Annotated in this window: 20 protein-coding genes, 1 pseudogene and 1 CRISPR repeat array; of the genes and pseudogenes, 7 read left to right on the forward strand and 14 right to left on the reverse strand. The window is 56.0% G+C overall.

Annotated elements, in window-relative coordinates; all coding sequences use genetic code 11:
- Positions 1–194: 194 nt before the first annotated feature.
- Positions 195–1662: a CRISPR direct-repeat array (repeat unit 28 nt; unit sequence GTTAGCTGCCGCCCAGGCAGCTCAGAAA).
- A gap of 85 nt (positions 1663–1747) precedes the next feature.
- Positions 1748–2059: a hypothetical protein gene (locus AC13CN_RS00565; RefSeq protein ID WP_253557304.1), complete on the reverse strand. Its 312-nt coding sequence runs from the start codon at positions 2057–2059 to the stop codon at positions 1748–1750.
- Positions 2043–2477 carry a hypothetical protein gene (locus AC13CN_RS00570; RefSeq protein ID WP_273423295.1) on the reverse strand — a complete coding sequence of 145 codons (435 nt, stop codon included), beginning with the start codon at positions 2475–2477 and terminating at the stop codon, positions 2043–2045. Before AC13CN_RS00570 ends, AC13CN_RS00565 begins: the two co-directional genes overlap by 17 nt.
- Positions 2478–3031: 554 nt before the next feature.
- Here AC13CN_RS00570 and glnA point away from each other — a divergent pair.
- The 4 genes from glnA (at position 3032) to ntrC (ending at position 7783) form a co-directional block, all read left to right on the forward strand.
- Entirely contained in the window at positions 3032–4438 is a 1407-nt protein-coding gene (gene glnA, locus AC13CN_RS00575) for a glutamate--ammonia ligase (RefSeq protein ID WP_044628803.1), read from the forward strand.
- Between the two features lie 119 nt (positions 4439–4557).
- Entirely contained in the window at positions 4558–5091 is a 534-nt protein-coding gene (locus AC13CN_RS00580; protein ID WP_062361871.1) for a DUF4124 domain-containing protein, read from the forward strand.
- A gap of 206 nt (positions 5092–5297) precedes the next feature.
- On the forward strand, positions 5298–6356 hold the full coding sequence (gene glnL, locus AC13CN_RS00585) for a nitrogen regulation protein NR(II) (protein WP_288101533.1): 1059 nt from the start codon (positions 5298–5300) through the stop codon (positions 6354–6356).
- Entirely contained in the window at positions 6353–7783 is a 1431-nt protein-coding gene (gene ntrC, locus AC13CN_RS00590) for a nitrogen regulation protein NR(I) (protein ID WP_054641592.1), read from the forward strand. Before glnL ends, ntrC begins: the two co-directional genes overlap by 4 nt.
- On the opposite strand, the gene AC13CN_RS00595 is transcribed toward ntrC, so the two are convergent.
- From AC13CN_RS00595 to ugpB, 11 genes and pseudogenes are all read right to left on the reverse strand, one after another.
- Positions 7780–8004 carry a hypothetical protein gene (locus tag AC13CN_RS00595; protein ID WP_062361864.1) on the reverse strand — a complete coding sequence of 75 codons (225 nt, stop codon included), beginning with the start codon at positions 8002–8004 and terminating at the stop codon, positions 7780–7782. The two genes, ntrC and AC13CN_RS00595, sit on opposite strands and share 4 nt — an antisense overlap.
- Before the next feature lie 4 nt (positions 8005–8008).
- Complete coding sequence (locus tag AC13CN_RS00600; RefSeq protein WP_139794523.1) at positions 8009–8176, reverse strand: DUF6435 family protein; 168 nt, start codon at positions 8174–8176, stop codon at positions 8009–8011.
- Between the two features lie 95 nt (positions 8177–8271).
- On the reverse strand, positions 8272–8799 hold the full coding sequence (locus tag AC13CN_RS00605) for an alpha/beta fold hydrolase (RefSeq protein ID WP_054645276.1): 528 nt from the start codon (positions 8797–8799) through the stop codon (positions 8272–8274).
- Between the two features lie 6 nt (positions 8800–8805).
- Positions 8806–8937: an entericidin A/B family lipoprotein gene (locus AC13CN_RS00610; protein ID WP_044628799.1), complete on the reverse strand. Its 132-nt coding sequence runs from the start codon at positions 8935–8937 to the stop codon at positions 8806–8808.
- 946 nt (positions 8938–9883) lie between these two features.
- Positions 9884–10423: a phosphatase PAP2 family protein gene (locus AC13CN_RS00615; RefSeq protein WP_058578628.1), complete on the reverse strand. Its 540-nt coding sequence runs from the start codon at positions 10421–10423 to the stop codon at positions 9884–9886.
- Positions 10386–11549 carry a glycosyltransferase family 4 protein gene (locus AC13CN_RS00620; RefSeq protein ID WP_288101531.1) on the reverse strand — a complete coding sequence of 388 codons (1164 nt, stop codon included), beginning with the start codon at positions 11547–11549 and terminating at the stop codon, positions 10386–10388. Before AC13CN_RS00620 ends, AC13CN_RS00615 begins: the two co-directional genes overlap by 38 nt.
- Positions 11550–11657: 108 nt before the next feature.
- Positions 11658–11888 (reverse strand): annotated as a pseudogene (locus AC13CN_RS00625) (transposase); the annotation flags it as partial.
- A gap of 93 nt (positions 11889–11981) precedes the next feature.
- Entirely contained in the window at positions 11982–13037 is a 1056-nt protein-coding gene (locus AC13CN_RS00630) for a sn-glycerol-3-phosphate import ATP-binding protein UgpC (RefSeq protein WP_253557307.1), read from the reverse strand.
- Positions 13038–13039: 2 nt separating this feature from the next.
- Positions 13040–13882, reverse strand: a complete 843-nt coding sequence (gene ugpE, locus AC13CN_RS00635; protein ID WP_054641590.1) for a sn-glycerol-3-phosphate ABC transporter permease UgpE — start codon at positions 13880–13882, stop codon at positions 13040–13042.
- Between the two features lie 27 nt (positions 13883–13909).
- Entirely contained in the window at positions 13910–14794 is an 885-nt protein-coding gene (gene ugpA, locus AC13CN_RS00640; RefSeq protein WP_137092820.1) for a sn-glycerol-3-phosphate ABC transporter permease UgpA, read from the reverse strand.
- 98 nt (positions 14795–14892) lie between these two features.
- Positions 14893–16218 (reverse strand): sn-glycerol-3-phosphate ABC transporter substrate-binding protein UgpB, encoded by a 1326-nt coding sequence (ugpB, locus tag AC13CN_RS00645; protein ID WP_062361856.1) that lies wholly within the window; start codon positions 16216–16218, stop codon positions 14893–14895.
- Between the two features lie 202 nt (positions 16219–16420).
- Between ugpB and argE the strand changes: the two genes are divergently transcribed.
- Positions 16421–17590 (forward strand): acetylornithine deacetylase, encoded by a 1170-nt coding sequence (argE, locus tag AC13CN_RS00650; RefSeq protein WP_062361852.1) that lies wholly within the window; start codon positions 16421–16423, stop codon positions 17588–17590.
- 80 nt (positions 17591–17670) lie between these two features.
- On the opposite strand, the gene AC13CN_RS00655 is transcribed toward argE, so the two are convergent.
- On the reverse strand, positions 17671–17982 hold the full coding sequence (locus AC13CN_RS00655) for a hypothetical protein (protein WP_062361848.1): 312 nt from the start codon (positions 17980–17982) through the stop codon (positions 17671–17673).
- Positions 17983–18137: 155 nt separating this feature from the next.
- Here AC13CN_RS00655 and AC13CN_RS00660 point away from each other — a divergent pair, with 155 nt between their 5' ends.
- Together AC13CN_RS00660 and AC13CN_RS00665 are read left to right on the forward strand one after the other, a co-directional pair.
- Positions 18138–18605: a YchJ family protein gene (locus tag AC13CN_RS00660; RefSeq protein WP_044628789.1), complete on the forward strand. Its 468-nt coding sequence runs from the start codon at positions 18138–18140 to the stop codon at positions 18603–18605.
- Positions 18606–18881: 276 nt separating this feature from the next.
- Positions 18882–20045, forward strand: coding sequence for an RNA-guided endonuclease InsQ/TnpB family protein (locus AC13CN_RS00665; RefSeq protein WP_483052947.1), 1164 nt, complete (start codon positions 18882–18884; stop codon positions 20043–20045).
- Positions 20046–20143: the final 98 nt, after the last annotated feature.

Here is a 20143-nt window from a genome sequence, read left to right on the forward strand (position 1 = left end):
TGACACTCCCGTTACCGCGAGCGAGAATCGTGCACCGAGCGTCCTTCGTGTGAACCTGACGGTTGAGGAGCCGAGTGCGTCAATCGCGCACGCTCGGATCTGTGGGGGGCCGGAACGAGCAATCGTCCGGTCTACCCGACCAATAACTCGGCAGCTCAGAAAAGCTTCAAGTGCGTGGAGTGGAAGGCTTCTTTGTTAGCTGCCGCCCAGGCAGCTCAGAAAACCAGGGCGAAGCCGTGCGCGTGCTTGCGGGCGTTAGCTGCCGCCCAGGCAGCTCAGAAAAGGTTGCGCCAGGAATCTATGGACTTGTAGCCGTTAGCTGCCGCCCAGGCAGCTCAGAAAACGATATGATCCAGCACGCGAATCTCGAACAGGTTAGCTGCCGCCCAGGCAGCTCAGAAATCACCGCCCAGCCAGCGCCGGGCCGTGCGCGGGTTAGCTGCCGCCCAGGCAGCTCAGAAAATTGTTCCGCGATACGATCCGGGTAATGAAATGTTAGCTGCCGCCCAGGCAGCTCAGAAAACATGCCCACCGGGATAGGGGTTCTCTGACGGGTTAGCTGCCGCCCAGGCAGCTCAGAAAAGCCCGTCCGGTGACGCATTAGGGTTCAGGTGGTTAGCTGCCGCCCAGGCAGCTCAGAAAATCCAGCGGGCTGAATCACCCAGGTGGACACCGTTAGCTGCCGCCCAGGCAGCTCAGAAATGGTAGCGGCGTGACCATCCGCAACGGATCGGGTTAGCTGCCGCCCAGGCAGCTCAGAAAAGGAGCGCAGGAGCTTCTGACTGGCTCATGTTGTTAGCTGCCGCCCAGGCAGCTCAGAAAAACTCGCCTAGGCCATCGACGGCGGCGATAAAGTTAGCTGCCGCCCAGGCAGCTCAGAAATATCACCTGTGGCGGCACCACCCGCATGAAAAGTTAGCTGCCGCCCAGGCAGCTCAGAAAAGTATCGCCACCATCATCATGATGGCCGGTGAGTTAGCTGCCGCCCAGGCAGCTCAGAAAAGCTTACGACTGGCGTTACCAACCTTAATGCCGTTAGCTGCCGCCCAGGCAGCTCAGAAATTGGCATCAAGTGGCCGTCTAAGAACGTACTAGTTAGCTGCCGCCCAGGCAGCTCAGAAAAGAAGCGCTTTTCTTTGCCGCCTGACGACTTAGTTAGCTGCCGCCCAGGCAGCTCAGAAATACGCACCCCCTGCCGTTTCATCGTGAAGCACGTTAGCTGCCGCCCAGGCAGCTCAGAAATGCAACACCAGCTTGGTGTTACGAATGACGGTGTTCGCTGCCGCCCAGGCAGCTCAGAAAGCCATCGCGCTCACGCATTAACCGAAAGTCGTGTTCGCTGCCGCCCAGGCAGCTCAGAAACGACACGCGCTCACTAACCACAAGTGCTGACCGTTCGCTGCCGCCCAGGCAGCTCAGAAAGTGGCGAGGCGCGCCTTATCCCCTAGCTGAGAGTTCGCTGCCGCCCAGGCAGCTCAGAAAATGGCAGTAAGCTGCGTAGCTGCATCGCCCATGTTCGCTGCCGCCCAGGCAGCTCAGAAACAGCTCACCCGCTAACAGGCGCTTGGTTGTGGGTTCGCTGCCGCCCAGGCAGCTCAGAAAAGGAACACACGCGCCCAGTCTGCCAAATTACTGTTCGCTGCCGCCCAGGCAGCTCAGAAATTGAAATATCCAAGAGTGAATGGGCTTTTCTCTTCATTGTGTCGCGCACCGTTGGGTGCGTGGCCGCGCATCAGAAATTCCGCAACTACTCCTTCTCCTCATCCTCTTCCCAGCGTTCGATGGCGCGTTTGTCGTCGGGGAGTCGCACCATATCGCCCACGTTGAGATTTTGGTGTGACTGAAAGCGGTGGCCGCGTTGGTCGAGAATGGCGGCCACGCTGCCAATGCTCACGGCATCTTCTTCGCGGTAGGCTTCTACTTTGACCCGCACAATGCGGCCTTGGTAACGGGCGGAAAGCACGGCACCTGGGTAGGGGGGCGTGTGTTCGGGGTCGTCCTTGAAGAGGGCTGCTACGCTGGCGCTGCCGGGCTCGTCCCATTCAATGTGCTTGTGCATGGTGAGCGTCCTTACTATGGGTGAATAAAATAAGAAGGCTCGTTAAGTGTAGTGTGCGTTGGCAGAACTCGGCCAATCTAATCAAGAGCGCGTCTAGCGCTAGGGTGTGTAGCTGTGGGTAGAGTAGGTACCACAGCTGTGCTGCCAGGGGCTGTTTATCCAGCGCAATCATCACCCATTCCGCTTGGCTCACATAGGCTGCCCGGTTGATCCGTGCGCTTAGCGTTTGCGAGGGCGTGATTAAGCAGTGCACATGGTAGCGCTGCTCAATGGGCGATAGCCGCTCATCTATCTGATTGCATGTCACAATAATTGGCACCACATGCTCTGCAAGGCCCGACTCTCGGATGGAACGTAGGTGTCGCGGTAGCAAGGCTCCTGTCACTGTTGCGTCAACGATAAAGCAAACCGCACTCATGTAAGCGGCTCCCTTTGTTATGAAGCATGTCTGAAAGTAATTTGTTGTAGATGTTGGTTTATTTGCGTATCGAGATAAAGTTTTCTGACGGTAGCTCGCTAGGCGCTGGGTTTTTTGAACCAACCTGGTGCACTGATACCTTTTTATGAGCTTTTATGGTGCGCCAATAAAAAATAAAGGCGCTTTTGTGCGCAACCAAAAGGCCTTTGCTACATGAAGAGGCATCTCTCCATAGGTTTTTGTATTTTAAAAACAAAGCATTATAAATTTTTGATGCCATAATGGTGCAGAGTTGGCATGCTCTGTGCTTGTACATTGTAGATGGTTTTGTCACCAGCTATTAGATCGTATGCAGAAGCCTCTCGGCATGCTACAACGATAGCCGGTCTGAAATGATCGCTGGGCGTTTTGTTGTCCATCGTCAGGCAAACGTTAAGCGAACAAAAAAGACAAACGCGCCACATGCAGCTGCGTGTTGAACGGTTTGTTGAATAACACTTTTATCGATAGCTTACAGTTACAAGCTTTAAGCCACGCTCATACCGGAGGACACTATGTCAGCCAAGACTCTCGCGCTAATCGAAGAACATGATGTTAAGTGGGTAGACCTGCGTTTCACCGACACGCGCGGTAAAGAGCAGCACGTCACCGTACCGGCACGCGACGTGAATGAAGAGTTTTTTGAAAACGGCCAAATGTTTGACGGCTCTTCTATTGAAGGCTGGAAAGGCATTAATGAATCCGACATGATCCTGCGTCCGGAAGACGGCACCGGCTTCCTGGACCCCTTCACCGAAGACGCTACCCTGATCCTGCGTTGCGACATCATCGAGCCTGCTACCATGCAGGGCTATGATCGCGACCCGCGCTCTATCGCTAAGCGTGCAGAAGCTTACCTGCAGTCTACCGGTCTGGGCGACACCGCCTTCTTCGGCCCAGAGCCGGAATTCTTCATCTTTGACGAAGTGCACTGGAAGTCCGATATCCAGGGCTCTATGTACAAAATCACGTCTGATGAAGGCGCTTGGGCAACTGACAACAAAGTAGAAGGCGGCAACCTGGGTCACCGTCCGCGCGTGAAAGGCGGCTACTTCCCGGTTCCTCCGGTCGATAGCTTCCACGATATCCGTGGCGCGATGTGTAACACCCTGGAAGCGATTGGCCAGACCGTGGAAGTTCACCACCACGAAGTTGCCAACGCGGGTCAGAACGAAATCGGCGTTAAATTCAACACGCTGGTGAAGAAAGCTGACGAAGTTCAGGAAATGAAGTACGTGATCCACAACGTGGCGCACGCTTACGGCAAAACCGCTACCTTCATGCCGAAACCGCTGGTAGGCGACAACGGTTCTGGTATGCACGTACACCAGTCGTTCTGGAAAGATGGTCAGAACCAGTTTGCTGGCGACGAGTACGCGGGCCTGTCTGAAATGGCGCTGTACTACATCGGCGGTATCATCAAGCACGCTCGTGCCCTGAACGCCTTCACCAACGCTTCTACCAACTCGTACAAGCGTCTGGTTCCGGGCTTCGAAGCACCGGTCATGCTGGCCTACAGTGCCCGTAACCGTTCTGCTTCTATCCGTATTCCTTACACCGCTAGCCCGAAAGGCAAGCGTGTAGAGACTCGCTTCCCTGATCCGACTGCTAACCCCTACCTGGCGTTTGCAGCGATGCTGATGGCGGGTATCGACGGTATCAAGAACAAGATCCACCCTGGCGATGCCATGGACAAGAACCTGTACGACCTGCCGCCGGAAGAAGGCAAGTCCGTACCGACCGTTGCCAACAGCCTGGACCAAGCACTGGAAGCACTCGATGCTGACCGTGCGTTCCTGACCGAAGGCGGCGTATTTACTGATGAAATGATCGATGCTTACATCGAGCTGAAGATGGAAGAAGTGGAGCGCATTCGCATGACCACTCACCCGATCGAGTTCGACATGTACTACTCTTGCTAAGAACGGTTGCTAAACACCGTTTTAACAAGAGTGCTAACATCACCCTTGCGGTGTGATTAGCCTGAAAAACCCCGCCTCGGCGGGGTTCTTTGTTGGAGCAACATAAGGGTGAGAAAGTAATGATCAGTAGATGGCGTTTGCGTCAAAAAAGTGGTTTGTCCACAGGGGCTGCGCTACTGCTGGGCTTGTGGGTAAGCGCTGCGCAGGCTCAAACGGTGTATCGTGTGGTGGATGCGCAGGGCAACGTGACGTTTACTGACAACCCAGAGCGTGGTGGTAAAGCGATCACGCTGGCCCCGCTGCAGAGCGTGCCTACCGCTGCTCGGCCTGCTTCTCTGTCTCCCCGCGCCAAGGGGAATCCTGGCCAACCGTTTATGCCCTATGACCGCTTTGCGATTGCTAACCCAGCGGCGGGGGCCTCGTTGCGAAATAATATGACGCCGGTTGAAGTGGCGGTTTCGCCGCCGCTACGCGACGACCACCAAATTCAACTGCTCGTGAATGGCGAACTAAGCCAATCTGCCCTGCATAGCGATGCGTTCTGGCTGGCGGGCTTGCCAGCGGGCCAACACCAGCTGCAGGCCGAACTGTTGGATAGCCAAGGGCGTATTCAACACCGCACCGATCCGGTGACTATTTTTATTGCTGAATAGTGCAATGCACTACAATGGTGCATAGGAGTATCTGAATTTGTTCGGCAGTGCGCTATAACGGCTCGCTGTGCCCACACCGGCTGCCCATCAGCCGTGCATGCCGCCGTTTGTGCTTAATTGGCGCGCTTTTTGCAGTTCCTCTCTCAACGATCCCATCACGCTATTGTTCATCACACTATTATTAGAGCGACGTTTCAGGACACGCCATGTATCAGCGCTTATTAGAACATCTCACCACCGCAGTGCTACTGCTCGACGGTGAACTCCGTGTCCGCTGGATGAACCCAGCGGCGGAAGCGCTGCTAGCGGTGAGCTTTAGCCGTGTGCAGGGTATTAGTCTAGATACCTTGCTAGGCGGTGGGGAAAGTATTGATGAGGTATTGGCCAAAGCGCGGGATGCCTTTCACCCCTATACCCAGCGGGAAGCGCGTATCACGCCGCTCAATAGTGAGCCACTCACGGTGGACTATACGGTAACGCCCCTCTCAGCCGATGAGCTGCTGCTGGAAGTCGAGCCGCGAGACCGCTTGATGCAGATTTCCCGCGAAGAGGCGCTCACCACCCGCCAAGAGACCATTAAGGTGCTGGCGCGGGGCTTGGCCCACGAGGTGAAAAACCCATTAGGCGGCATTCGCGGTGCGGCGCAACTGCTGGAGCGTGATTTAGACGACCCGGCGCTGCGGGAATTTACCCATATCATCGTCGAAGAAGTAGACCGCTTACGAGATTTGGTTGATTCCATGCTGGGCCCGAACCGCATCATTAAGCATGAGCCGGTCAATATCCATAAAGTGCTGGAGCGAGTGCGAGCGCTGCTGATTGCCGAGCATCCCCATGTCACCGTCAACCGCGATTACGACCCCAGCCTGCCGGATCTTTCCGGTGATGAGTCGCAAATGATTCAGGCGGTATTGAACGTGGCGCGTAACGCGGTGCAGGCCATGAGCGATGCAGAGACCCCCTCACCGGAGCTGATTCTGCGCACCCGTGCCCGGCGCCAGTTCACTTTAGGCGCCGAGCGGCACCGGCTAGTGAGCGAAGTCGGCGTGATTGATAACGGCCCTGGCATTCCTGAAAGCCTACGCGAAACCCTCTTTTACCCGATGGTGTCTGGCCGCGCGGAAGGCAGCGGTTTGGGGCTATCCATTGCTCAGTCAATTTTGTATCAACATCAGGGATTGATCGAATGCGACTCACGACCTGGACATACCGAATTTCGTTTACTGATTCCATTAGTTATTAATTGCACCGGAGAAGCGTCATGACTGAGGCGACACGTACCGATGTTGCACGGGTGGTTATTGTCGATGATGACCGCGCTATCCGTTGGGTGCTGGAGCGCGCACTGGCGCAGCCAGACCTAGAGGTTGAGTGTATTGAGCGTGCCGACACAGCGCTGGCACGGCTGCTGGAAAGCCCACCGGATGTGTTGGTGACCGATATTCGCATGCCGGGGATTGATGGGCTGGATTTAATGTCACGGGTTCGCGAAGCCCACCCGGACCTGCCGGTCATTGTCATGACCGCTCACTCCGATTTAGACAGCGCCGTGGCCTCTTATCAGGGGGGGGCGTTTGAGTACTTGCCCAAGCCGTTTGATGTGGATGAGGCGCTGGCGCTGGTACGCCGTGCGGTAGCCCACGCCCGTGAACGCCAGCGGCCGGTGAGCGTGCCGGAAGGCCTAAGCGCCGAGATCATCGGTGAAGCGCCCGCCATGCAGGAAGTCTTTCGCGCCATTGGGCGGCTCTCCCACTCGCACATTACGGTACTGATTAACGGTGAGTCGGGCACCGGTAAAGAGCGTGTCGCCCAGGCGCTGCATCAGCACAGCCCGAGGGCGGGCAAGCCGTTTATTGCTTTGAATATGGCGGCAATTCCTCGTGACTTAATAGAGTCCGAACTGTTTGGCCATGAGAAAGGCGCGTTTACCGGGGCGGCTGCCCAGCGCCAAGGGCGCTTCGAGCAGGCCAACGGTGGCACGCTGTTTCTGGATGAAATCGGCGATATGCCCGCTGAGACGCAAACCCGCCTGCTGCGCGTGCTGGCCGACGGCGAGTTTTACCGCGTGGGCGGGCATACCCCGGTAAAAGTTGATGTGCGGATTATCGCGGCAACCCACCAGAACCTAGAGTCGTTGGTAGATGATGGGCGTTTTCGTGAAGACTTGTTCCATCGCCTGAACGTGATTCGCGTTCATCTACCGCGCCTTGCTGAGCGCCGCGAAGATATTCCCCGGCTAACCCGGCATTTTTTGGCCGAAGCGGCGAAAGAGCTTTCCACCGATATCAAAGTGCTGACCCCTGAGGCAGAGGCGCACTTAACCCGGCTGCCGTGGCCCGGCAACGTGCGTCAGCTGGAAAATATCTGCCGTTGGTTAACGGTCATGGCCTCTGGCCGGGAAATCCTGGTAGAAGACCTGCCGCCAGAGCTACGCACGGTCGGTGCGTCGGAAAGTAGCGTCCACGGTGATTGGCGTTCAGCATTTCGCGATTGGGCTGATCATGCTTTGGCAGAAGGCCATACGCACCTGCTGGAAGAGGCGGTACCCGATTTCGAGCGCATTATGATTGAAACTGCACTCAAGCATACCGGTGGTCGCAAAGGCGAGGCCGCTGAGCTGCTGGGCTGGGGGCGTAATACGCTTACCCGTAAACTAAAAACGCTGCTGCCTGCGTTGGCGGATGACGCCTAGGGCATCGGCTCGGCGGAAATGGGGGCAGGGAGTACAAACACGGCATCAGCCAGTGTTGGCTCGGGGAGGTCGCACTCAGCCTGTTCCCAGGGCAGCAGGCTGAAAGTGTGTTGAATCCCCAGCCCTTCTAGCTGATGCCCCACACCATGGCGGCAGCTTCCGTAGGCGTGCGTGGTTAAGGTGCCTGTGAGCAGCGCAGCCAAACCCAAACTGATGCGCACCGCGTTAGCCCTCTTGAGCCTTAAGGCGGTTGATGTCGGCAAGAATCTCTTCTGTCAGTGTGGCGTTGGCGCGCATATCGCCGTTGCGGGAAGCTTCCATCGCCGCTTGCAGCTTGCGTTCGTACGCTTGTTGAAGCTTCTTTTTTGGGTCGCGCTTAAATAGTCCAAACATGTGCACTATCCTTTTGGTGTATATTATTTGCATAGGTTTTGGGTGCTTATGTCGACTGCTGTACGCGTTTTTCGTTTTCCGGTGCGTTGCTGAGGCTAAACCGGTGGGCGGGCGTCCGCACACTGGGCTAAGAAGCGTGTAAAGTCGTCCAGGATAGTGTCCAGGCTACTATGCAGGCGATGATCGTCATCAATCATTCGCAGTGACAAGCGCTGTAGGCGGGCACGCTCAATCACTGGGCCTGGGGGTACCACATCATCGCGCCAGCCATGAATGATATGCGTATGCTGGGCTTGAATCGTCGGTGAGGTCTCTGGGTACTCAGGCAGGCCAAGCGCGGGGGCGAGTAAAAAACAGCCCAACACCGGTGTTTGCGTACTGGCGGCAGCGCTGAGCCAGCCGCCTAAGCTTGAGCCTGCTAATACACAGCGGGCGGGGTCATCACCACGAGCCAGCAGAGTAGCGGTAAGGTGTTTCAATCGCTCGGCTGGCTCGTCCATGCCCCGGTAATCCATGACGACCGGCTCACAGTCATCAAGCTGTTCAGCAATACCCTTGAGCGCCTGCATTTTCAGTGCCCCTGGGCCACTCTCCAAGCCATGTGAAAGGTAGACGGTCATCATCATGGTTTAATCCGCCGAACGCTGAATGGCTTCACCACCCTGCTCAATATCCTGGCCCATACCGCGAACTGTGTTACAGCCGCTAATGGTGAGTAGTGTGGCCAGTAAGAGTATGCCAAGCGCAATGGTGCGTTTCATTGGGTCTTTCCTCTCTACTAAATAATGCCCCGCTGGGGCGTCATGGTGTGATGAGTAACATAAGCGCTGTTGGTGCGGGTTGCCACCGGTAAGTAGCCATGAGGTGGAACGTTTTACCAACGCTGCTTATCTCTCCTTAGCATAGATGTGAACCGTGCGCATTTGTCGCATGTGTCAATATTATCCATGTCATCCCTGAGTTTTCTGTCAATTTCGGTTAGGCTGGGCTTTTATTTTTTTGTTTAATTTATTGATATTAAAGATATTTTTTATTTATTGGTATGATTGGCCCAATGCCTGCAGTGTTATAAGTGTTATAAGTGTTAATACTTATAGTGTCACCATTGATGATTTAACCAATTTCACTGTTGGCAACCAAGTTCCAACCCATCAAAGCGTGAGCAGGCTAATAGGCAATAGAGGAGGGCAGGAGGCCCAGTAAGCATCACGGACGTGAATGGACTCTTAGCCTGCTCACTCTTATCAGCATAAGGCCGTGCTGATCATCGAAGCCAAGGAGTGGCAGCGATGCAAAACAGCCATCTCGCAACTGTGAGGTGGTTTTTTTGCGTTTATTTTTCAATCATTAATACATTGATTTATATAACGTTTTTTCTCGCCTTAGGGGTGTTGCATAGTTCCTGTACAGATATGCAAAGTATTTTGGTCTATCCTTTCGGGTAAACCAAAATCAGCGGTTATAAGACGTCAACGCATCGGCCGCACACTGACAGGGACAAGCGCTATGGTGATGGTATTGATGTTCTGCATGTTCGTGCTGTTTCTAGGGTTTTCGGGGGTGGGCCTGTACATGATGTTTAAAACATCATTTATGACGGCTACAGAGGATCGCGACGACATGCCGCCTGATATGTAAGTAATTGAATAATAAATAAAAAGCCACCTTTTTTTTGGGTGGCTTTTGCATGTTGGCATGTAGAGACTCTTACCCCATCCAATAAAGGCTCAGCAGTGCAAAGCCATAGCCCATCACGCCACCAACCAGTACATCGCTGACATAATGCAGCCCTAGCCCCACTCGAGAAATTGCAATGAGTAGGCTGAGTGGAAGAACAATCGGCAGCAGCCAGGGGGTGTGGGCGGCCACTAATACGCTGAACATGACGGCGTGCATGGTGTGGCCACTGGGGAAACTGTAGCGATCTCGAGCGGGTTCACCGCAGTGTACGCCTCCCAGGTAAGTGATAAAGGGGCGCTCTCGGCACAGCTTGGTTTTGACCAGCTTATAAACCGTGACAGCTACCAGGGCGATCAGCGAGTACTGCATCATCCGCCACGTGCCATCAGGTTGAAGCCAGGGCTGGGCAGCAATCAGCAGTACCCACACCGGCCAGTCGCCTAACTTACTGGCTGTTTTCAGCGTTAGCCGCCAGGGGCGGTAGAGCGAGAGATGCGTGACCCGTTGGCAAAACCGCCACTCCCACAGGTCAAGACGATCGAATACGACAAGCGGGCGAGCTCGCATGGTGGGCCTCCTGGGCATGGTGTAGGTAGCGCAGAAACTGCTCAGCAATGCCCGACCAGCTTTGTTCTAGCGCGCGTAAACGGGCAACTCTTCCTATTCGTGCGTAATCGGCGGGGTGTTGGCACAGTGCCACGGCCGCTTCTTGAAAGCCGTGGGCGTCGTTAGGCGCTACGGTCACCCCGTTATGGCCGTTTTGGATCAGCTCCGCGCTGGCTGCATGACGATAAGCAACTACCGCCAAGCCGCTTGCCATTGCCTCCGTTACTACGTTGCCCCACGTTTCCGACAGCGAAGGAAATACAAACATATCAGCACTGGCGTAGTGGCAAGCTAGCTCATGTTTATCCACAAATCCGGTGAAATGTGCGTCAGGGAGTGCCTTCTCTAACTGTGCACGCCCTGGGCCATCACCAACGATCACCTGTGCCATATCGGGGCGCACATTGCGCATGGCTTGCAGCGTTTCTTGTAGCAGGGCCAGATTCTTCTCTGGTGCGAGTCGCCCGACATAGAGGGCGACCGGCTGGTGCTCGCTAACTCCCCACTGCTTACGCAGCTCTGCACTACGGTGAGCTGGAGAGAATTTTTCCCCATCAATCCCCCGAGCGAGCACCTGTACTTCATGGATACCCTGTTGGCGTAAAGCTGTGGCTTGCTGATGAGTGGGCACTAGTGTCAGTGCGCAGCCATTGTGAAAGTAGCGCAAATAGCGGCGAGTCGCGGCAGAGAGCCAAGAGGCGCCGTAATCATGGCAGTAATGATCGAAGTTGGTGTGCCAACCTGCCACCAGCGGAATGCTCAACTGTTGCGCTGCCTGGCGAGCTGCCCAGCCGAGCGGGCCTTGGGTGGCTAAATAAATCACATCTGGCCGGTGCTGTTGCCAAAACCGCTGCAACGTGGACGGGCGAGCAAATCCCACCTGAACATCACGATAGCCGGGCAGCGCCAGGTGGTTAACCTGTAGTTCTTGGGTGGCATAGGTGGCACTGCCGGGTGCCTTAGGCTTAGGGCGAATCACATCCATTGTGACGCCCAGCCGCTGCAGCTCACGACATATCCGGTTGAGAGTATGCGCAACGCCGTTAATTTCTGGAGACCATGTTTCGCTAACGATACAGAGCCGCATGAGCGATTCGTCCCTTTATCACGTTTCTCATTATGTTGCGCGGGCACAATGACACTGCCAAGACAGGCAAGTGAACAAGCGATGACAGACAGCCATCATGCAGTAAGTGAGGCGCTGAGTGTTTTTGGCCAGTCCACGATAGCGAGCCTTGCCATAACCCAAAACGTGTTTGATGTACCGAAAGGGGTGCTCCACCTTGGCACGGATACTGGCTTTGATTTTTTCGACTTTCTGTCGCCTGGCATCTCGCTTCTGGCGGGTGCCAGGCCGTTTGGCAATATACCAAGAGACGTCGTTGCGGTGCTTGTGCTCGTCTCTTTTTTGAATACCCAGGTAACCATGCCGGTATCGGCCATGCGAATAGGATTAGGGCATAGCGGTACCGGCCGCGCCCTAGACGAGTAGCGTTGTTACCCGCCTAAGGCGCAGGGGCTAGTGTGCGGTACGTTTGCCAGTGGCGCTATTAAACGGGTGAAGCGCATCGCTGGTCACGTACACCTGCAGCGTTTCACCTTCGCTGACCGGCGGCTGGCCTGCGGTACGCACCACCGTAGGTTGGTCGCTGCCTGCCAAGTTTAGGTAGAGATGGCTCTCTGCCCCGGCGGCTTCAAACAGCATCAAGGTAGCGTTCAACGTTATATAGGGCGCGGCCGGCGGGGCGAGCTGCATATCGTCTGGGCGGATGCCGACGGTATCAGTCTCTTTCGGCAACTGGCTCAGCACGCCCTGGGTATCCTGCTGCGCAAGGTAATCCAGCGGCAGCATGTTCATAGCCGGTGAGCCAATAAATTCCGCCACAAACATAGTGGCCGGACGGGAGTAGATCTCCATCGGGGTGCCCACCTGCTCGATCTGACCAGCATTGAGCACCACGAGCCTATCCCCCAGCGTCATCGCCTCGAGCTGGTCGTGGGTCACATAGAGGCTGGTGGTTTTTAACCGCCGCTGAAGCTGCTTGATCTCAACGCGCATCTGCACGCGCAGCTTGGCATCCAGGTTAGAGAGCGGTTCGTCAAACAGAAACGCGGCGGGCTCGCGCACTAACGCACGGCCCATCGCCACCCGCTGGCGCTGGCCGCCGGATAGCTTGCGCGGTTTGCGCTCCAAAAAGTCCTCAATCTCCAGCATCTTGGCCGCCGTGCGCACCCGCTGGTCGATGTCGTCTTTCTTGAAGCCGCGATTCTTCAGGCCATATGCCAGGTTGTTGTACACCGTCATATGCGGGTAGAGGGCGTAGTTTTGGAACACCATGGCGATATCCCGCTCGGCGGGCTCAAGTTGGTTCACCACTCGCTCGCCGATCTTTAACGTGCCTTCAGTGATGCTCTCCAGGCCTGCCACCATGCGCAGCAGCGTGGATTTACCGCAGCCAGAAGGCCCCACCAGCACCACAAACTCGCCATCTTGGATATGTAAATCGACGCCTTTGACCGCTGCCACGTTGCCCGCGTAGGTTTTTTTCAGCCCTTCCAAGGTAATGCTGGCCATGGTTATTTCTCCGTCTCGGTCAGGCCTTTCACAAACAGGCGTTGCATAAACAGAATCACTAATACCGGTGGCAGAGCCGCCATCACCACGGCGGCCATAATAAGGTGCCACTGGGGGTTCTCTTCAGAGGTCATGCGCTGAATGCCCATCACAATGGTGTAGTAGTCCGGGTCGGTGGTGATCAGCAGCGGCCACAGATACTGGTTCCAGCCGTAAATAAACATGATCACGAACAGTGCGGCGATATTGGTGATGGAGAGCGGCATCAAAATGTCTTTGAAGAATTTCAGTGGGCCTGCGCCATCCACCCGGGCCGCTTCCAACATCTCCTCGGGGATGGTCATGAAAAACTGCCGAAACAGAAACGTCGCGGTGGCGGAAGCAATCAGCGGTATCGAAAGCCCCGCGAAGCTGTTTAGCATATTGAGATCTGCAACGACCTGAAATGTCGGAATAATGCGGACTTCGACGGGTAGCATCAGCGTGATGAAAATCAGCCAGAAGAAGAACATCCGAAAGCGGAAGCGGAAGTAGACAATCGCAAACGCGGAAAGCAGCGAGATCGACAGCTTACCCACGGTAATCGCCATGGCCATGATGAAGCTGTTCCATAGCATGGTGCCGGCCGGCGGCGCGCCCGCGTTTGAGACGCCGGATTGCCACATACGGGTAAAGTTTTCGATGCCGTGGGCACCTGGCAACATTGGTAGCGTGCCGCGTAGCAGGTCGCCCGGCGCTTGGGTCGAGGCCACCAGCGCTACGTAGACGGGAAACACCACCACCGCGACGCCGAGCATCAGCGTTAAGTGGGCAAAAAAGTTCGCCCAGGGACGATTTTCAACCATGACAAGACTCCAACAGTCAGCCTGCGGCTAGTAGTTCACCCGGCGCTCAATAAAGCGGAACTGCACCACCGTGAGTGCGACCACAATCACCATCAAAATCACCGACTGCGCGGCAGATGACCCCAGGTTCAGGCCCACGAAACCATCGGCGTACACCTTGTACACTAGTGTGTTGGTGGCCTGGGCGGGGCCGCCCTGGGTAGTGGCGTGAATAATCCCGAAGGTATCGAACATCGCGTACACCACGTTCACTACCATCAGGAAGAAGGTGGTGGGAGACAGTAGGGGAAACACAATGGTCCAGAAGCGCTTCATGGGGCTGGCACCATCAATGGCGGCGGCTTCGATAAGCGATTGGGGGATCGACTGCAGCCCGGCCAGGAAGAACAGAAAGTTATAGGAGATCTGTTTCCAGGCGGCGGCAAAAATCACCAGCAGCATGGCGTCCGCCCCTGAGGTTCGGTGGTTCCACTGATAGCCCACCATATCCAGCATATAAGGCACGATGCCGATGGAGGGATTGAAGATGAACCACCACAGTACCCCGGCAATGGCGGGGGCAATGGCATAGGGCCATACCAGTAGTGTGGTGTAGGTGCTGCGCAAGCGAATCATGCGATTCACCGTGCAGGCCAGCAGCAGCGCCGCCGCCATGGACAGCAGCGTGGTGCCAATGGCAAAAATGGCCGTCACCGAGAGCGAGTTGAGATAGTTGCCGTCACGAAACAGGCGGGAAAAATTCTCCAGCCCCACGAAGGTCGTGCGTAGCCCAAAAGCATCTTCACGAAGTAGCGACTGATAGAGCGCTTGTCCGGCCGGCCAGATAAAGAAAATCAGCGTGACAATGACCTGAGGAGCCAGCAGGGCGTAGGGCAAAAAACGCCCTGGGAAGGTCATGCGTTTGGTTTGCATAGGCAACGTATCCTGCGTCTATAAACGGAACCAATAAGTGGGGCACTTAAAAACAGGCTCGCCGCCTGCCAAGGGCAGGCGGCGAAGCAGGTGCTTACTTACTGATTCGCGGATTCAAAGTCGCGCAGTAGTTGGTTGCCGCGCTCTACTGCCGCATCGGCCGCTTCTTGGCCCGACTTGTTGCCGGTCATCACAGCTTCCATCTCTTCAGAGATGATGTCGCGGATCTGGACGAAGTTGCCAAAGCGCAGGCCTTTGGAGTTCTCGGTGGGCTCGTTCAGCGTCATCTGCTTGAGCGAAATATCCGCACCGGGGTTCTCATCGTAGTAACCCTGCTCTTGGCTCAGATCCCAAGCGGCTTGCGTGATCGGCAGGTAGCCGGTCTGCTGGTGCCACTCGGCCTGAACTTCCGGCTGGGAGAGATACTCGAAAAACGCTGCTACGGCGGCGTACTCCTCATCGGTGTGGCCTTGCAAAGCCCACAAGGTAGCCCCGCCAATGATGGAGTTTTGCGGCGCACCTTCTACGTCGTCGTAGTAGGGCTGCATGCCAAAGCCCACTTCGAAGTCGGCATTGGCAGCGACGTCGGCACGGGAAGCAGAGGAGCCAAAGAAGATCGCGCACTCCTGGGAGTAGAACATGGGTTCGGCATCCGGGCCAGAACCCGGGCCGCCCCATTTGAACGCGCCAGCGTCTTGCCAGGTTTTCAGGTTGTCCCAGTGGCGGGCGACCAGCTCGTTGTTGAAGTTCAGCTCGGTTTCCATGCCGCCAAAGCCGTTTTCCAGCGTACCCAACGGCGAGTTGTGCATAGCGGAGAAGTTCTCCAGCATCACCCAGCTCGGCCAAGAGGTGGTAAAGCCGCAGTTAGCAGCACCAGACTCGGTAATTTGAGTGGCGTACTCTGCGAGCTCTTCCCAGGTTTGCGGCGGCTGTTCTGGGTCTAGGTCAGCTTCCTCAAACGCATCACGGTTGTAGTACATGATGGGCGTGGAGGAGTTAAACGGGAACGACAGCATATTGCCGTTGGTATCGGTGTAGTAGCCCACCACGGCGGGCAGGAAGGCTTCGCGATCAAACGCACGGCCATGAGCTTCCATCAGCTCATACACCGGATAAATCGCCCCTTCGGCGTTCATCATGGTGCCGGTGCCGACTTCAAACACCTGCAGGATGTGCGGCTGCTCGCCTGCGCGGAACGCTGCAATGGCGCCGGTCATGGTTTCGGTGTAGTTGCCGCGGTAGCTGGGCGTCACGCGGTACTCGTCTTGAGAGGCGTTGAACTCCTCGGTCATGCCTTCCAGAATTTCACCGAGTTGACCGCCCATCGCGTGCCACCAGGTCACTTCGGTAGCGGCATTGGCGGAAACACTTAACGTGGCGGTCGCCACACCGAGGGCAAGCGCGTGCAACGTGAAACGAGACATAACGGCTCCTTGTAGGTCGTGCGCAGTACGTTTATTAAGGTTTTTGGGTGCACTGAACAGTAGAAAGTGTAGATGACGATTTCATGAATGCACGGTGAACTTGTCGTGACGGACAACATTCGGCGAGACGCTGGTAGCGCTCAGTAGGCAAAGGGAATGCGGGGTGCTAGGGTGGCTAAAAAGCCTAACCAACGAGATAAACATGACGAACGTAACTGCGCTGCTGACCCAACTGGTGGCGTTTGATACCACCTCTAGCGAGTCGAACCTGGCGCTGATTGAGTTTGTTGAGCGCTATTTAGCCGATTACGGCGTGACCGCTGAGCGTGTGATGAGCCCCTGCGGTACCAAAGCCAACCTGATTGCGCGCATCGGCCCTGATGCGCCCGGCGGGGTGATGCTTTCCGGGCATACGGATGTGGTGCCCGTCGTAGGGCAGCCGTGGAGTAGCGACCCGTTCACCCTGCGCGATGGCGGTGATGGCCGTTTGTATGGCCGCGGCACTTGCGATATGAAGGGCTTTATTGCCTGCGCGCTCGCCATGGTGCCCACCTGGGCGAAGGCACCGCTGAAGCAGCCGATCTACTTCGGCTTCTCTTATGACGAAGAGATCGGTTGCGTGGGCGCCCCCAGCCTGATTAAGCGCTTTTATGAGCACTACTCCACCACGGCCCACGTGATTGTCGGCGAGCCCACCAGCATGCAGCCGGTGGTGGCGCAAAAAGGTGCGACCAACCTGCGTACCACAGTGATTGGCCGTGAAGCGCACAGCAGCCAAGTGAATCAAGGTACGTCCGCCATTCATGTGGCGGCAAGGCTAGTCACCTTTATTGAAGATACTATGGCAGTGCTAGTGGAAGAGGGTCGGGTGGATCATGCCTTTAACGTGCCCCATACCAGTCTGCATGTGGGTAAAATCAAAGGCGGCACGGCCATTAATATCATGGCTCGGGAGTGCCAGTTCGAGTGGGAAATTCGCCACCTACCCACAGAAACCTTTGAAGAGGTGTACGGGCGCTTTAGCGACTACTGCGCAATGCTCAGTGAGGCGTTAAGTGCTCAGGGCAAAACCGTGGAAATTATTACTGAACCGCTGAACGTGACGGTACCGGGGCTGGCCGACCGAGACAATCAGCAGGTGCTGCGGTTAGCGCAGGATCACCTGCCCAGCGGCTGCTGCCAGCACGCGGTGGCCTATGCGACGGAGGCCGGACAGTTCCAGGGGCAGGGGCTGCAAACCATCATTTTAGGGCCGGGCAGTATTGCCCAGGCCCACCAGCCGGATGAGTATATTGAAACGGCGCAGCTCGATGAATGTAGTGCGTTTATGCAGCGCTTAGGCAGCGCTCTGGAAACGCCATATTCAGGCTAACGCGTTTATTTGCACCCAATAAAAAACACCCGCCAGTGTGATCGGGCGGGTGTTTTCTTGAGACGCTTACGGTCTGGCTGTTAGTGCTGATGCTGCTCTTCGTAAAGCTCTGCTTTCGCATGGCGCATCACATCTTCGCACGCCTGTTGATGGGCAAGCTGGGTAAGCAGCCGTTGCGTGACTTCAAACCCTTTCCCCAAGCAGGTATCTACTTCGTCACGGCTCACCTGTGGTGAGACGTTGTAGTCGATTTTTATCGTGCGGCCACCGCCTTCTAGCCGGTCGGCAAACCCTCTAAGCCGCCACGCGATTCGCTCTTTCCAGTTTGCTGATTCTTCCGCGCCTTCGTTTACGCTAAACGTGCACTGCCATTCCGGTTTGTAAACCTTCATAGGAGAACCTCCACTGCGTTTGGAAAGAATGATTGATCGTGTTGTCGTACTCCGTCTGTCTAGGGATCTTGCTCTGTTACTATACCTAACTCAGGGCTAATACCGAAACAAAACATCTACATCGTTTGCTCCTTGCACAAGCCAGAGCCACTCCTATGACTCACTCATTGCCTAAAAGTTGCCCCTGCGGTAGCAATACTCCGCTGGCAACCTGCTGCCAGCCCTATTATCAAGGGGTCACGCTGCCACCAACTCCCGAAGCGCTGATGCGATCACGATACACTGCTTTCGCGTTGAATCAGCGTGACTACCTACTTGCCACCTGGCATTCCTCGACCCGCCCTCAGCAGCTACCACTCGATTCTGATACCCAGTGGGTCGCGCTCGATATTGTGGCCGCGCCAACCGTGCAAAATGACCAAGGCTCCGTGCATTTTCGCGCCACTTTTCGTGAGTCGGGTGGCTGGCATGTGCTAGAGGAAGTCTCGCGTTTTGTACGGGAAGAGGGGCGCTGGTGGTATATCGACGGTACGCCTAGTGTCATGCGTTTAAAACCACGCCGGAATGAGCCTTGCCCTTGTGGCAGTGGGCGAAAATTCAAGGTATGTTGCCAGCAAGGCTAAGTAGTATGAGGCAGGAGAGGGGGTGAACGCTTTGCAGGTACTGTTGACTATTTGCCGTAGGATACTGCTACGCACTTCCTTTGCGGTCGCTCTTGGTATTGGGCTGCCTGCCAGCACCCAAGCGAGTGATCAGGCAGAGCTGAGCAGCGCCCCTTTTCCTGCTTCTGATATTACCAAACAGCGCGTAAAGCATCTCCCAGTCGGGCGGTGATACAAGCGCGCACCGCGTAGCGGTGCCAGATTGACTTCGCCTCATTGCCCTGATATTTATACAGCATGACAAAGCGCGCCTACAAAGAACGGTTCTACCCCACTTCCGAACAGGCTGAGCTGCTGGCGCAGTCGTTCGGGTGTGCCCGTTTTGTCTGGAATAATACCCTGGCCTATCGCACCGAGGCGTATCAGCAGCGCGGTGAATCGGTCTCGCACTCATCGGCGGAAAAGCGACTGGTGGGCTTAAAGGCGGAGTTTCCGTGGTTGCGGGATGTTTCCAGCGTGATCCTGCAGCAAACGCTCCGCGACCAAAAAGCCGCCTTCGACAACTTCTTCAACCCAAAGCTCAAGGCGCGTTACCCACGTTTCAAGCGCAAGGATTGCCGGCAGTCGATCCGGCTGACCAAGGCCGCGTTCCGCTATCGGGATGGTGAGATCACTATCGCAAAAGCGAAGACGCGGTTACCCATCCGATGGAGCCGGTCACTACCCTCTGCACCCTCTACCATCACGATTTCACGCGATCGTGCTGGACGCTACTTCATCAGTTGTCTGTGTGATTTCGTGCCAAAAGCGCTTCCGGTCACGCGCAAAACGGTCGGCATTGACCTCGGCTTGAGCGATTTGTTCATTACCAGTGACGGCGCAAAATCGGGCAATCCGCGTCACCTGAAACGCTACGAGGCGAAGCTGGCCTGCTTGCAGCGCCGGTTGGCGAAAAAACAGACAGGTTCAAACAACCGCAACAAACACCGTTGGAAAGTGGCACGGCTACATGCCAAGATCGCCGACTGTCGCCGTGACGCTACCCACAAAGCGACCCGCGCACTCATTAACGAAAACCAAGTCCTGTGCGTCGAGTCACTTAATATCATTGGTATGATCAAGAATAGACGGCTTTCTAAATCCATTAGCGATGCCGGGTGGGGTGAGTTCGTCCGGCAACTGGAATACAAGGCCGCCTGGGCGGGGCGCCAACTGGTGAAAGTGAGCCAGTGGTTCCCCAGCAGCAAGCGGTGTCATGGCTGTGGCTACAAGGTTGAGAAACTGCCGCTGTCGCAACGTCACTGGCACTGCGAAAGCTGCGGCTATCCCATTGACCGCGACATCAACGCGGCCAGGAATATACAAACCGCCGGGCTGGCGGGGTTAGCCTGTGGAGCGACCGGAGCGGAGGGCAGCGGCCTAGCAGCCTGTCGGACTTTCCGTTGCACCGTGAGATACTGACCACCGTCATCGCCGAGCTGAGAAGATCGCCATGAGCCGCTTCATCCCTGTGGATCGCCAGACCGATTACCTGCTGCCGCCTTCGGTAGACGAGTGGT

The sequence above is a fragment of the Vreelandella sp. L-25 genome, from assembly GCF_056857535.1.

Excerpts from the sequence above, each read along its gene's own strand:
- AC13CN_RS00630 (WP_253557307.1), bottom strand. The coding sequence starts at position 13,037 with ATGGCCAGCATTACCTTGGAAGGGCTGAAAAAAACCTACGCGGGCAAC.
- AC13CN_RS00660 (WP_044628789.1), top strand. The coding sequence starts at position 18,138 with ATGACTCACTCATTGCCTAAAAGTTGCCCCTGCGGTAGCAATACTCCG.
- AC13CN_RS00570 (WP_273423295.1), bottom strand. The coding sequence starts at position 2,477 with ATGAGTGCGGTTTGCTTTATCGTTGACGCAACAGTGACAGGAGCCTTG.
- AC13CN_RS00580 (WP_062361871.1), top strand. The coding sequence starts at position 4,558 with ATGATCAGTAGATGGCGTTTGCGTCAAAAAAGTGGTTTGTCCACAGGG.
- AC13CN_RS00565 (WP_253557304.1), bottom strand. The coding sequence starts at position 2,059 with ATGCACAAGCACATTGAATGGGACGAGCCCGGCAGCGCCAGCGTAGCA.
- AC13CN_RS00665 (WP_483052947.1), top strand. The coding sequence starts at position 18,882 with ATGACAAAGCGCGCCTACAAAGAACGGTTCTACCCCACTTCCGAACAG.
- AC13CN_RS00620 (WP_288101531.1), bottom strand. The coding sequence starts at position 11,549 with ATGCGGCTCTGTATCGTTAGCGAAACATGGTCTCCAGAAATTAACGGC.
- AC13CN_RS00615 (WP_058578628.1), bottom strand. The coding sequence starts at position 10,423 with ATGCGAGCTCGCCCGCTTGTCGTATTCGATCGTCTTGACCTGTGGGAG.
- glnA (WP_044628803.1), top strand. The coding sequence starts at position 3,032 with ATGTCAGCCAAGACTCTCGCGCTAATCGAAGAACATGATGTTAAGTGG.
- AC13CN_RS00600 (WP_139794523.1), bottom strand. The coding sequence starts at position 8,176 with ATGTTTGGACTATTTAAGCGCGACCCAAAAAAGAAGCTTCAACAAGCG.
- AC13CN_RS00605 (WP_054645276.1), bottom strand. The coding sequence starts at position 8,799 with ATGATGACCGTCTACCTTTCACATGGCTTGGAGAGTGGCCCAGGGGCA.
- ugpA (WP_137092820.1), bottom strand. The coding sequence starts at position 14,794 with ATGCAAACCAAACGCATGACCTTCCCAGGGCGTTTTTTGCCCTACGCC.
- AC13CN_RS00610 (WP_044628799.1), bottom strand. The coding sequence starts at position 8,937 with ATGAAACGCACCATTGCGCTTGGCATACTCTTACTGGCCACACTACTC.
- ugpB (WP_062361856.1), bottom strand. The coding sequence starts at position 16,218 with ATGTCTCGTTTCACGTTGCACGCGCTTGCCCTCGGTGTGGCGACCGCC.
- argE (WP_062361852.1), top strand. The coding sequence starts at position 16,421 with ATGACGAACGTAACTGCGCTGCTGACCCAACTGGTGGCGTTTGATACC.
- ugpE (WP_054641590.1), bottom strand. The coding sequence starts at position 13,882 with ATGGTTGAAAATCGTCCCTGGGCGAACTTTTTTGCCCACTTAACGCTG.
- ntrC (WP_054641592.1), top strand. The coding sequence starts at position 6,353 with ATGACTGAGGCGACACGTACCGATGTTGCACGGGTGGTTATTGTCGAT.
- AC13CN_RS00655 (WP_062361848.1), bottom strand. The coding sequence starts at position 17,982 with ATGAAGGTTTACAAACCGGAATGGCAGTGCACGTTTAGCGTAAACGAA.
- glnL (WP_288101533.1), top strand. The coding sequence starts at position 5,298 with ATGTATCAGCGCTTATTAGAACATCTCACCACCGCAGTGCTACTGCTC.